The organism is Streptococcus milleri, assembly GCF_900636525.1.
Taxonomy (GTDB): domain Bacteria; phylum Bacillota; class Bacilli; order Lactobacillales; family Streptococcaceae; genus Streptococcus; species Streptococcus hominis.
Genome location: NZ_LR134288.1, coordinates 61,564 through 74,776, shown reverse-complemented (window position 1 = coordinate 74,776; position 13,213 = coordinate 61,564). Strand labels below are relative to the sequence as shown.

The following is a 13,213-nucleotide window of genomic DNA, read 5'->3' as shown; positions in this document are numbered from 1 at the left end:
TCCCCTTTTCCTATTTATACATAACTGACGACAGAAAAAGGGGAGAATTCAATTACTTATTTTTGAGCTTTTTTAATGGTTTCATTTGCTTTTTCTGTAAAGGTCTTCAAAGCAGATTCAACTTTTTCGTCACCATTTGAAACAGATTGCAACATTGGGAACCAGAGCGTTCTCATTTCAGCAAATCCGTCAATAGTGTTGTAGTATGGTGAATAATATTTTGTCCAAGTACTGATTGTTTCCATCCGTTTGTCATTATACAATTTTCCAAATGAGGAACGGACTGGGAAGGCGCCTGTACGAACAACATTTTGTGGTCCCCACTTTTTATCATCAGCGATAAATTTGACCAATTTCTTAGCAGCTTCCACTTTCTTTTTATCTTTATTGTTAAAGATACCAAAACCATTTACAAGGTATTCCAAAGCTGGTTTTCCGTTATCTGATGGGAATGGCACTTCCACAACTTCGACGCCACTGGCTTTCAAGAGTTTAGCTTGGATGCCTTTTTGCGCAGGTGCCCAAAGAACAGTATAAGAAGTTTGCCCATTTGCAAAGTTTTGAATATCTGCTCCACCATCGAATTGAGAGCCGTTTGTCATCAAACCATCTTTAATCCAACTAACTGCTTTATTTAGCCCTTTAACAAAGTTTGGACTGTCTGTTGTATATTTTGTCACTTTATCATCTGTAACAGAACCACTATACAAATTAGCAATAAAGGCACGTGTTCCTTGGTCACCACCTTGACCATTACTGAAGAGCGAGCCAGGAGTATACCCTTTAGCCTTTAAGGCTTTCAACACTTTTTCAAAATCAGCTGTTGTCCAACCTTCTTTTACAAGGTTTTCTACACCAGCTTCTTTCAGCATTTTCTTATTAAATGCCATATAAAACGGAGCAGAACTAATTGGATACATGTAAGCTTTATCACCAGCCTTACTTGCTTGAATGATTTGATCGTTGTTGACATCTTTGACGAAGTCATCAGTAAAGAGATCGTTCAATTCTGCCAATTTACCATTTTTACCATATTGAATAATCCGTCCTGGTGCGTCAAACAACACATCTGGTGCTGTTCCTGCTTCAATAGCTGTTGTAATTTTTTCTGGACCAGATTTGAAGTCAATAGTTTCTAATTTCACTTTAATATCTGGATTGGCTTTTTCAAAGGCTTTGATAATTTCTTTTTCATACGTACCAACACCATCGCTGGCCTTTTTTTGCGTGAAAACTGGGAAAGCCCACCAAGTAATCTCTGTCTTGCCAGAAGAACTTCCTGAATCAGCTGATTTGTTTGAACCACCTGAATTTCCACATGCTGCCAACGATAAAATAGCAGCTCCTGCAAACAACGAACAAAGTATTTTCTTCATTCTCATATTTTTTCTCCTTTTATTGTCATCCTTTTTAAGATAAAATTGTTCCTACTTTTCACTTACTGCTGCAACAAAACGCTCTGTAATTTCTTTTGGACGCGTAATGGCACCACCTACTACAATTCCTCTAACACCTAGGTCATGAATGGTTTTCGCTTCACTTGGGTAGTGAATTTTTCCTTCCGCGATAACATCCAAACCTGCATCACACAATTTTTTTACCAAATCAAAATCTGGTCCCTCGCATTGCAGACTATAAGAGGTGTAACCTGACAAAGTTGTCCCTACAAAGTCCACACCTGCTTCTGCTGCAGCCACACCCTCTTCAAAGGTGCTCACATCTGCCATGAGCAATTGATGAGGATATTTTTCCTTCACTCGCTTGATGAAATCCGCAATCTTTAAACCATCAAAACGTTCCCTCTTTGTACAATCAAAAGCAATTACTTCAATATCCAGAGCTGCTAGTTCATCAATTTCTCGCATCGTTGCGGTAATAAATGGCTCTTGTGGTGGATAATCCCGCTTGATAATGCCGATGATCGGCAACGAAGTAACCTCTTTAATTTCCTTAATATCCCGAACACTATTAGCTCGAATGCCAACAGCTCCTCCTTGTTCAGCCGCTTTCACCAAAAGGGGAATAATCCCACCTGCTTCAGTATATAGCGGTTCGTGTGGCAAGGCTTGACAGGAAACAATGATGCCATTTTTTATTTTGGCAATCAGCTCGTCTTTTGTCATTTGTGCCATAGACAGCCTTCTCCTTTGCTATTGTAGATCGATTTTTAAAGCGCTTTCAATCTCACGATGTTATTATAACTATTTTTTGAAGCGCTTTCAACAATATCTGAGATTTTGGTTCTAATTTCTAATAACAATTACTTTTCTCTTAAATCTTGAAAGTAGTTTCAACCAGAACGATAGCTCTGTTAACATGACGCTATAATCATTGCGGATTGCCTCTGAGGCATACAAAGACTGCATCTCTGCGAATGCTATCTCCCCCAAGAATTGTCTAGAATGGAGACCCTATAATAGAATTAGCAAGGGGGAATGCTTTTTTCAGGAGTATCATCCAGAGTCGCTTTTGAATAAAAGTTTAAAATTTTCTCAGTGCTGGTGTTCTTTTCGGTATTGTCCTGGCGTCCGTCTAAACATCTTCTCCTATCTACACGTATGCCAATTTACGAGGTAGCACAAAGTGTTGGATTTTCAAATAAAACTTACTTTTATGACAAATATCGTACCTATTTGGGACATTCCCCAAAAGACGAACGCAAATAAAAGGCAGAGACAATATTATCCCTGCCTTATTTTATAATAGCAAAACGCTTTTGACGTAGTAGCTAATATCTAAATACTTCTTTAAAGTTACAGCAAAGCAAACCACTCCTTAGTCATTTTTCAAGCTTAGATGAGTATTTTTGACGAAAACTGCGTTTCTCTTCATTCACCACTTTGACAGCCCGAGAGGCTATTGAACAACTTTGCGAAGTTGAAACTACTGACTAAAAATTTTCAAATATTAGTTCTATCTCGCTTTTTTATTTTTACGACAAATCAGCGCTTAAAACAACTCTTTGTAAAGAGCAATCGTTTCTTCTAAGGTTGGCATAAATGGATTTCCTGGTGCACAAGCATCAATGAGTGCATTTTTAGAAAGGTATTCAAAGTCAAATTCCTCTTCTTTAATGTCCAGTTCTGTCAATTTTTTCGGAATGCCCACAGTTGCTGATAATTTTTCAATTTCAGAAATGGCATAATCAGCGCATTCTTTATCACTTTTACCTTCCGTATGGAGACCAAGAGCTTTCGCAACATTTCGGAATGCTTCTGGCACACGTTTCGCATTTTCACGCTCTACAACTGGTAAAAGCATGGCACAGCAAACACCGTGAGGAAGATTGTAAACTGCTCCAAGTTGATGAGCCATAGAGTGTACATAACCTAGCCCAGCATTATTAAAGGCCATCCCACCTAGGAAAATCGCATTAACCATAGCTTCGCGTGCTTCAATGTCATGGCCATTTTCAACAGCACGAGGTAAAAATTCTTTAATTAACTCAATTGCACCAATAGACAATTTTTTCGTCACATTATACGCACCTGGTGTTACCAAAGCCTCAACCGCATGTGTAAGAGCATCCATACCTGTTGCAGCTGTCAAAGCTTTTGGTTTTGAAATCATCAATTCTGGATCATTTACTGACAGGAGTGCAAGGCTATTCTTATCAACCATAACCATTTTCACTTTACGCTCTTCGTCAGTAATAACATAGTTAATCGTGATTTCAGCTGATGTTCCTGCTGTCGTATTGATTGCTACAACCGGCAAGCCTTTTTCCTTTGATTTGTGAACGCCTTCGTAATCTTGCGGACGCCCGCCATTCGTTGCAAGAATTGAAATACTACTTGCAGCATCTTGTGGCGAACCACCACCAAGTGAAATAATAAAATCACAATTATTATCTCGCAAAACAGCTAAACCATCTTCAACATTTTTAACAGTTGGATTCGGCTCAACATCACTAAAAACGACATACTCAATGCCTTCCTTATCAAGTGGTGCAGTTACCTTAGGTAAAATGTCACTGCTTGCAATATAATGGTCTGTCACCAAGAGAGCTTTCTTATACCCCAACTCTTTGATATGACCACCTATTTCATTAATCACACCACAACCAATAAGATTAACTGATGGAACATAAAATACTGACATTATATTTCCTCCTTATTTTTTATAAATATCATCTATTTTAGAAACCGCTTACATAACTATATTATAACACTCATAATGCTTTTTGCAACATCAACTTTTCATTATTTTAGTATCAAATTTACAGATTCAAAACTTATCAGTCTATTATGATATTTTAGGGCAAAGAGAAGTATAAGATTTTCTGTATCCACAATGACATCGTCCATATCAAACACTAACAATTGAAACATGACCGTCCTCCTTTTTTCACAACTAGTTTACAGGAAAACACATACAATACCAAGCAAGAGAAAGAACACTCTCTCCAAATAGAAAAATCTCCCTACAAAAGCAGGGAGATGTGACTGATAAACTTATTTAGGTCTAAAAATCTGAATACATTGTCTGTACAATGACGAACGATTCAAATCAGAACAAACTTTACTGTCTATTTACGACGTCCTGGACGTTCTGCATAGCCATAGTAGGCGTCAGCCATGATTTCTTCCATGTCAGTAACTATTGGCAAGCGTGGATTTGCTGGTGAACATTGGTCTTCATAAGCAAGAACGGCAATATCATGTAAGCTATCTTTCCAAGTTTTTTCATCAATACCTTGATCTTTAAAGTTCATCTTGATACCAACCGCTACACCAAGGTCATAAACAGCTTTAGCATACGCTTCAACCGCTTCTTCTGGTGTTGAGCAAGGAAGACCTAGCATACGAGCAATATCTTGGAATTTTTCATCAGCTTTCCAGTAGTTGTACTTAGGCCATGTTGTAGTTTTAGATGGACGAGTTCCATTGTAACGGATAACATAAGGAAGTAAAATAGCATTTGTACGTCCGTGAATGGTGTGGTGAACAGCACCAATCTTATGCGCCATTGAGTGACTCATCCCAAGAAAAGCATTTGCAAAGGCCATACCAGCCATTGTAGAGGCATTGTGCATCTTTTCACGGGCTTCTGGGTCAGCCGTTTTTACAGATTTTTCCAAGTATTTGAAGACTAACTTGATGGTTTGAAGAGCAATACCATCTGTATAGTCATTGGCAAAGTTAGAAGTATAAGCTTCAGTTGCGTGTGTCAAGACATCCATACCTGTGTCGGCAGCAATAAATGCTGGAACAGATTCTACCAAAGCAGGGTCAACAATTGCAATAGTTGGTGTCAATGCGTAGTCAGTGATAGGGTATTTACGATTATTTGCCTTATCAGAAATAACTGCAAACGGTGTTACTTCTGAACCTGTACCAGATGTTGTTGGAATACCGATATATTGTGCTTTCTTACCAAGTGATGGGAATTTGAAGGCGCGTTTACGGATATCCATGAATTTTTGAACGAGGTCACCGAAGTCAACGTCTGGCTGTTCATAGAACATCCACATACCTTTAGCCGCATCCATTGGTGAACCACCACCAAGGGCAATGATAGTGTCTGGTTCAAACGAGCGCATTACTTCAACACCACGACGAACTGTTGTGATATCTGGATCTGGTTCAACATCTGAGAAGACTTGAATCGTGACTTTGTTTTTACGAAGATTCAATTGGTCAATCACACGTTGTACAAAACCGAGTTTTTCAATTGATTTATCGGTAACAATCATGACACGTTCGATACCTTCGCAAGTTTGAAGATATTGAATTGAGTTACGTTCGAAGTAGATTTTTGAAGGAACTTTAAACCATTGCATATTATTTCTACGTTTCCCTACTTTCTTGATGTTAAGAAGGTTGATAGCTGATACGTTATCACCAACTGAGTTGTGTCCGTATGAACCACATCCAAGTGTTAATGATGGAATGAAGGCGTTGTATACATCACCGATACCACCAAAGGTAGATGGAGAGTTCCAGATAATACGCATTGCCTTTATTTCCGTACCGAAACGTTTTGCAAGAGCTTCGTCTTTTGTATGAATAGCAGCTGAGTGTCCTAGACCATTAAATTCAACCATTTGACGAGCTTTTTTAAGTCCATCTTCAGTATCTTCAGCTTTCAAAACCGCAATAACAGGTGATAATTTTTCACGAGTCAATGGTTCTTTAATTCCAACTTCTGCACATTCAGCAGCCAAGATATTTGTACCTTCTGGTACTTTAAATCCTGCTTGCTCAGCAATCCATGTAGCTGGTTTACCAACAATATTTGGGTTCAATTTTGCACCAGCGCAGTTCTTGCTGTTGGCTTTTGCACCAAAACAGAATTCTTCCAAAAGCGCTTTTTCTTTCTTGTTGACAAAGTAAGTATGGTAAGATTTGAATTCTGTTACAAATTCATCATAGATTTCTTTATCAATGATCACAGCTTGCTCAGATGCACAGACCATACCATTATCAAACGATTTGGACATCACGATATCATGTGCTGCTTGGCGAATATTTGCTGATTTTTCAACGTAAGCTGGAACGTTACCAGCACCAACTCCAAGAGCAGGTTTACCGCATGAATAAGCAGCTTTTACCATGGCGTTCCCACCAGTCGCAAGGATTGTTGCGATACCTTCGTGGTTCATCAAAGCTGTTGTTGCTTCCATAGATGGCTGTGTAATCCATTGAACACAGTTTTCAGGTGCACCTGCTGCAATCGCTGCATCACGTACGATTTGTGCCGCATGAGCAGAAGATTCTTGAGCAGATGGGTGGAAAGCAAAGATAATTGGATTACGCGTTTTCAATGAAATCAATGATTTAAAAATCGCTGTTGAAGTTGGGTTAGTCGTTGGAGTGATTCCGCAGATTACTCCGACCGGTTCAGCAATTTTCGTTAAACCTGTAATAGGATCATCTTCAATCACACCAACAGTTTTAACACCACGCATATTGTTAACAACGTGTTCGCAGGCAAAAAGGTTTTTTGTTGCTTTGTCTTCAAAGACACCGCGACCTGTTTCTTTAACAGCATGCTCAGCTAAGATACCGTGCGCATCAAGAGCAGCAACTGAAGCTTTTGCAACAATGTAGTCCACTTGTTCTTGATTTAATTTTCTCATTTCTTCTAGAGCAACTAACCCTTTTTGAACAAGTTCGTCAACATGCTTTTCAGCAGCTAACTTTTTTTCTTCGGGAGTTAATGTTTTTTTATCAGCCATGTGTTCCTCCAATGGTTCTCAGGACTTTTACAAATCCTTTGTTAATTTTTTCACAAGATTATTATACCTTATTTTCTTTCTCTTGTAAACACTTTCAAGTAAACTTCACAAACTTTTTCTTTTATATTGTGAATTTGTTTCAAAATATAGTTTTCTACTATATTTTAAAACATTGTTTGTGAAGTTTAAAACTTAAAATTATATATTTCACATACTTTTTCAAGATTTCCAAAAACAAAAGTTATGTAAAAAAGAGCATTTTTGCTGTGTATTCCTACACCCTCGTTCTACCCTACTATCTTTTTAAAGCACACAAAAGTCATGAATCGCAAGGCAATCCATGACTTCTAATTATTACTATTATTTCTTCACTGTTCCTTTTTTCACAGCTTCATCAATGGCTTGTTTGACGGTTTGTGCATAGAGTTCACCGCCCTTGGTGATCGTTGTTGTCTCCGAGCCAAAGTGCACATAGTCAGTTCCGTACCAAATTTCTGGGTGTTGGATAGCAGTTTGATACCAATCCGCTACAAATACATAATCGTATTTTTTCGCCAATTCCAATTCATACTGACGGGTTTTGACTGCCAGGCTAGAAGCATTATGTGCTGTGCGACCATCATACGGCGTCACTAAAACCAAACGATGTCCTTTCGGTAGTTTCTCAATAAATTGATTGAGCAAACTTTCGTAGTTATCAACCGTATTGGTTCCCAAGGCTAAGACCACTGTTTCCAGAAGCACCTTGTTTGAAATATCAGTTTGATAGACTTGCAAGCCCGATTCTAAGTTTCGACTGACTGCTGCATCCACTTGAATTTCCGGCATAGCCTGCTTGAGCCATTCACTTGCTCGCAAAGCTACCGAATCTCCAATAACGGTCGTACCCTTTGCTACATTGTATTGACTGGCACTCACATTATCAGCTTGGGTACGAGTGATCTGCATTTTACTGTCAGCTTGATTTAACCCATTGACGAGCAAATTTTCTTCAAAAGCACCAATTTTCGGAGCAGTCACGATCATGACCAAAGCGACCAGTGTTAATGGAATCAAACTATAAAATACAGGCGTTGTGATTTGCTTGATGTCCATCTTCAAGCCAAATACTTTTGGCTCTCTACCTGCTAATGTCGGCTCTAACAGATAGAAAGAGAAAGCCGCCAAGGCAAAGGAAAACACGGTTGTCAATAGAACTGCCCATCCATTGCCCATCAATTGGGAAAAGATGATGTAAAACGGCCAATGGAACAAATACACGCCGTAACTCGTATCTGCAATAAATGTGATAAGAGGCGGCTCATCAACATGCGACGTTTTATCATGAAGCACACGTGTTGCCAAAATCATCACGACTGAAAATACCGTTGCCAAAAGGAAACCAAACAGATAAGTCAATAAATTATCAAATCTTAGGAGGAACGTTAATAATAGCAAAGCTACAAAACTACCACCAAGTAGATAAAAGGTCTTTTTCAAATCAAGCGCTTGCTCCATTTTACGAAAAGGTGCTCCCAAATCACTCACACCCGAAAGTGTCGCTAAGATACTTCCTGCAAAAAACGGGAAGATATGCGTGAAACTTGAAAAGTAAATCACAGAAAAGTTTGAAACGAAGAAGCTTCTGACAAACATAGAAAGAAAACTAATCAAGAAGAAAGCGAACGAAACGAGAAAGATAATCCCTCGAAATTGCCCGACTGTTTTACTTTTCTTAGCTAAATACCATGTCGCCAAGCCCCACAAGATATAGTAGTGCATTTCCAACGCCAAGCTCCATGTGTGCACAAAGAGATGTTGGATAAATTGACTCTCGTAATTTCCACCAGACAAAATTTCATAAAAATTTGTCACAAAGCCGAGCACAGCAGCGATTTGCGTCCCAATACCAGCCACAAAATCCTTCCGAATCAGCAAAGTAAAGGGCATGATAATCAAAATCATAAAGACAAGCGGTGGCACAATCCGATAAAAGCGACGTCTTAAGAATCCTTTAACATCAATTTCCTTGTTTCTGGAAAATTCATCAATTAAAAGAGACGTAATCAAAAAGCCTGAGAAAGTGAAGAAAATATCCACACCAATAAACCCACCAGGAAAAGCTTTCTGGAAGAAATGATAGAGCAGAACTAGGAGTAATCCTGTAATCCTCACTAATGAAAACCATTTAATGCGCATTTTGATAAATCCCCTGTTTAAACTTTCCCTTGTAGACAACATTATTTTCTGTTGTTAATTTGCCTTGCCCTTCAGGCTGTCCATTCACAAAGTTGCCTTCATACTTCCAACCAGCTTTAGCTGTAAAGGTTCCTTTCCCATTAAAAGTACCGTTCTTAAAATTGCCTTTATAAGTATCCCCATTTTTAAAGGTTAAGGTTCCTTGACCATTCATTTTACCACGAACAAGGCTGCCATTATATTTGAGTGCTCCTTTATCCAAGGTCAATGCCCCTTGACTGGGAATACCTGATGTAAAAGCCACCATCGCTGATAGGACAATAACCGTTACTGCTAGCAATTCCAAGTTATGCCTTGTGAGATAAATTTTGTACTTTTCGTAAAATTCTTTTAATGTATCCATTCTCTCCACTAATCTTCGCTCTTCACGCGCTCAATCCATTTCTGACAACCTGCCAAAATAAGCCGATAAGTCTCGTCAAAATCACCTGTGTACCAAGGATCTGGCACACTTCTCTCTTCAAATTGAAATACTTTCTCCAGATATTTTCCCGGTGCAATTTTCCTCAAATCTTGAAAATTGGATTTATCCATTCCGATAATATAATCAAAGTCTACAAAATCCTGCTGTGAAATTTGTTGAGAAGTTTTGCTTTTGTCATAAGGAATGGCATATTTTTTAAAAATCGCCTGCGTTCCAGAGTGGATTGGATTGCCATGCTCCCAGTCTGAAGTCGCTCGACTTTCAACATAAACATCATCTGTCAAATCTTTCATCACAAACTCTGCCATCGGACTGCGACAGATATTTCCCAAGCAAACAAACACAATTTTCTTCATAGCATAGACCTCTTTACTATTATAACAAAATCTAAAAAAATAGGAATTTAAACCCTTGAGATTTTTTCAATTCTTTATAAATCTCAAAAAAGCCGCCGATTGGGCGACTCTTATAGGGAGATTATTATGAAAAAGAAAAGTTTTTAGGAGTTCAAGTTAAGCTTCTCTCAACTTGTAATTATAGTATACCGATGCTGACTTAAATTTTTCTTAAAGATTTTTCTTTTTTCTAAAAAATTTTAAAGAAATTCAATTTGAAGATTGTTCCACTTCTTCTGCCAATTCTTTTTGCTCAGTCGTTGTTCATAAAGAGCTTTTCTCGCTGGAGCTGTTAAGAAATGCGGAGTCGGCTGAACACGAAAATGGAGGATGTCGTCTAAGCCATAAGGCGCAAAGAGTTCCAGCTGTCTATTATCCAACAAACGTAAGCCTACAGCTGTACAACGCTCTGGATATTTACTCATGGCATCTTGTGAGCTAGTATAGGGTTGGGCATTTGGACTGTGGATATGCATATAGACTTGATTCTTGACTTCCAAATGGTAATGTGGAAATTCTCGCTTGAGTCGATTTTCAATATTGAGCGTTTTCTCGTAAGAAATATCTGGGTCAAAGAAAATCACATCCACATCCGTATCTTTATCAAATCCTGGTTGATTTGATAAACGATTCCAAATAAAATTACGCACACTACCAGCACAAAGCCAACTGTCTTTTAACTGCAAGTCATAGATAATCTGCAAGATAGTCATTATATCTTGGTCTGATGAAAACGCATGTAAAATCTCTTTTTCGGACAGCATGTTATTTCTCCAAATATTCATAACCCAAATGCTCGTAAGCCTTACGGGTTGCCACGCGCCCTGTTCGAGTTCGCATAACAAATCCTTTCTGGATCAAATAAGGCTCATACATGTCTTCGACCGTTTCCTGCTCTTCTGCTATATTAACAGACAATGTTCCCAGACCAACTGGCCCGCCGCCATACACTTCAATCATGGTCTTGAGAATCTTCTGATCTACATAATCCAGCCCTTCTTGATCCACGTCCAGCATTGATAAAGCCTGATCAGTGATATGAGCATCAATCAAGCCATCTCCCATGATCTGAGCAAAATCTCGTACGCGCTTGAGAAGCCGATTGGCGATCCGAGGCGTACCCCGACTGCGCAGTGCCAATTCCTCAGCTGCTTCATGCGTAATCTCCATTTCAAAGATGTCTGCCGTCCGCTCCACAATCTCGGTCAAGTCTGCTTCTGCATAATATTCCATGTGACCAGTAATCCCGAAACGTGCGCGTAGAGGATTTGACAGCATACCTGCCCGCGTTGTTGCTCCAATCAAAGTAAACGGTGGCAAGTCCAAGTGAACACTACGGCTCGCCTCACCCGTTCCAATCATAATATCAATGTAAAAATCTTCCATAGCGCTATAGAGCACCTCTTCAACAGACATAGGCAAGCGATGAATCTCATCAATAAAGAGAACATCTCCCGGCTCCAAATCGTTCAAGATTGCTACCAAATCGCCCGCTTTCTCAATAACTGGACCCGAAGTTTGCTTGAGATTAACTCCCAGTTCATTGGCAATGACGAAAGCCATAGTGGTCTTTCCCAACCCTGGAGGTCCAAAAAGCAAGGTGTGATCTAGCGCTTCATCTCGCAGTTTAGCTGCCTCAATGAAAATTTTCAGTTGATTTTTGACCTTGTCTTGACCGATGTATTCTCGTAAATACTGGGGACGCAATGTGCGCTCTACGAGCTCCTCGTCTCCCATCAATTCATTATCCAAAATTCTACTCATAACTACTATTATAACAAAAAATCAGGTTAGTAAGTTAGTTTGAACTTAGGTTTTACAAATAGAAATTGAAGGGAGTGTTATTATGAAAAAGACTAGAAAGTCTTTATTTGATAATGCTGGATATCTCAAATAAAAAACGACAGACAAATAATCTATCGTTTCAATATATCGTGTTATTTAGTTGTTGCATGATAAATCGTTGTGCTGGTAAAAATCTCACTCGCTTTTAAGATAACATCTGCTTTCAAGTCGCTATGAATCGCATCAGGAAGTGCCTGAGTTTCCAGAGCTAAGCCGTTGTGCTGGATCATGGGATGCCCATTTAAAATGACCGTATCATCTACAAAGTTTGCTGAGTACGTCACTAGGCATGGTGCACTGGTTTTAAACGTTAAAAAGCGACCGGATTCAGGATCGTACAAGGAGCCAGCTTCCTTCTCTCCTTTTTTCAATGCAAATGGATGATCCAAACCGGAAACAATCTGAATCTGCTCATCTTGATTGGCAAAAATATCTTTAAAAGCCACACCTTCCGTTAAATCTTTGACAAAATCTCGCTCTGAATCTGGCGTTTTAGCAGGCACACCATCCGGTGCGATTGGAAATACCCCTAAGGTATTTAGCTGCAATACACAATTGTCAATCGGTTGACTGAAATCGCCCGATAAATTGAAATAACTGTGATTGGTTGGATTGACCAAGGTATCCTTGTCCGTCTGGACTTGGTAAGAAACTTCTAATTCGCCTATCTCCGTTAAAGCATAGGAAACCCAGACTTTCAGATTTCCCGGAAAACCACCAGTGCCATCTACACGCTCGGTGTAAAAAGTAATGCCTTCATTCGTGACTTCTTCAACTTGAAAAATAGCACTATCCCAGCCAGTAGAGCCACTATGATTGCAATTTTCTGCATTATTGACTTCTAACTGATAGGTTTCGCCATTCAGCTCAAACTGTGCTTTTGCAATCCGTCCTGCAACTGGTCCGACGCTTGCACCATATTTAGGGCTGTTGCCTACATAGGCATCAAAATGATCAAACCCCACCACGATATTTGCAAATTCAAGATTTTTGTCCGGAGTGACATACTCTAAGACAGTCGCACCATAAGTCATGACTTTCAAACGATAGCCCAAGTCATTTTCAAATGTGTAAGCAACAATATCTTTTCCTTGAAATGTTCCAAAAATAGCTTCTTGATAAGATTTCATA

The 13,213-nt window shown here is 39.1% G+C and carries 11 protein-coding genes; 1 reads left to right on the top strand and 10 read right to left on the bottom strand.

The genetic code is table 11. The features are described from left to right. Positions 1–56: 56 nt before the first annotated feature. Both EL087_RS00435 and EL087_RS00430 read right to left on the bottom strand, forming a co-directional pair. Positions 57–1,382: an ABC transporter substrate-binding protein gene (locus EL087_RS00435; protein ID WP_126406087.1), complete on the bottom strand. Its 1,326-nt coding sequence runs from the start codon at positions 1,380–1,382 to the stop codon at positions 57–59. Positions 1,383–1,427: 45 nt separating this feature from the next. Continuing rightward, a complete protein-coding gene (locus EL087_RS00430) occupies positions 1,428–2,132 on the bottom strand; it encodes an N-acetylmannosamine-6-phosphate 2-epimerase (RefSeq protein WP_126406084.1) in 705 nt (234 codons plus the stop codon). A gap of 363 nt (positions 2,133–2,495) precedes the next feature. Between EL087_RS00430 and EL087_RS00425 the strand changes: the two genes are divergently transcribed. Beyond that, positions 2,496–2,666: a helix-turn-helix domain-containing protein gene (locus EL087_RS00425; protein ID WP_313769823.1), complete on the top strand. Its 171-nt coding sequence runs from the start codon at positions 2,496–2,498 to the stop codon at positions 2,664–2,666. Between the two features lie 283 nt (positions 2,667–2,949). Here the strand turns inward: EL087_RS00425 and EL087_RS00420 are convergent, their stop codons facing one another. The 8 genes from EL087_RS00420 to EL087_RS00385 all read right to left on the bottom strand — a co-directional run bounded on the left by EL087_RS00420 (position 2,950) and on the right by EL087_RS00385 (position 13,212). Then, on the bottom strand, positions 2,950–4,101 hold the full coding sequence (locus EL087_RS00420; protein WP_070670672.1) for an iron-containing alcohol dehydrogenase: 1,152 nt from the start codon (positions 4,099–4,101) through the stop codon (positions 2,950–2,952). Between the two features lie 427 nt (positions 4,102–4,528). Further along, the gene (adhE, locus tag EL087_RS00415) at positions 4,529–7,180 is read right to left on the bottom strand and encodes a bifunctional acetaldehyde-CoA/alcohol dehydrogenase (RefSeq protein WP_049511844.1); all 2,652 of its coding nucleotides are present in this window, start codon (positions 7,178–7,180) and stop codon (positions 4,529–4,531) included. A 360-nt stretch (positions 7,181–7,540) separates the two neighbouring features. Next, the gene (locus EL087_RS00410) at positions 7,541–9,358 is read right to left on the bottom strand and encodes an acyltransferase family protein (RefSeq protein ID WP_126406078.1); all 1,818 of its coding nucleotides are present in this window, start codon (positions 9,356–9,358) and stop codon (positions 7,541–7,543) included. Then, entirely contained in the window at positions 9,348–9,761 is a 414-nt protein-coding gene (locus tag EL087_RS00405; protein ID WP_003040952.1) for an MORN repeat-containing protein, read from the bottom strand. The genes EL087_RS00410 and EL087_RS00405 overlap by 11 nt, the downstream gene beginning before the upstream one ends. Positions 9,762–9,769: 8 nt before the next feature. Beyond that, positions 9,770–10,198 carry a low molecular weight protein-tyrosine-phosphatase gene (locus EL087_RS00400; RefSeq protein WP_003040862.1) on the bottom strand — a complete coding sequence of 143 codons (429 nt, stop codon included), beginning with the start codon at positions 10,196–10,198 and terminating at the stop codon, positions 9,770–9,772. A gap of 239 nt (positions 10,199–10,437) precedes the next feature. Beyond that, positions 10,438–11,001, bottom strand: a complete 564-nt coding sequence (locus tag EL087_RS00395) for a nucleotidyltransferase family protein (RefSeq protein WP_126406073.1) — start codon at positions 10,999–11,001, stop codon at positions 10,438–10,440. A 1-nt stretch (position 11,002) separates the two neighbouring features. Then, positions 11,003–12,001 (bottom strand): Holliday junction branch migration DNA helicase RuvB, encoded by a 999-nt coding sequence (gene ruvB / locus EL087_RS00390; protein ID WP_126406070.1) that lies wholly within the window; start codon positions 11,999–12,001, stop codon positions 11,003–11,005. A 173-nt stretch (positions 12,002–12,174) separates the two neighbouring features. Further along, positions 12,175–13,212: an aldose epimerase family protein gene (locus EL087_RS00385; protein ID WP_003040879.1), complete on the bottom strand. Its 1,038-nt coding sequence runs from the start codon at positions 13,210–13,212 to the stop codon at positions 12,175–12,177. Between the last annotated feature and the right edge of the window lies 1 nt (position 13,213).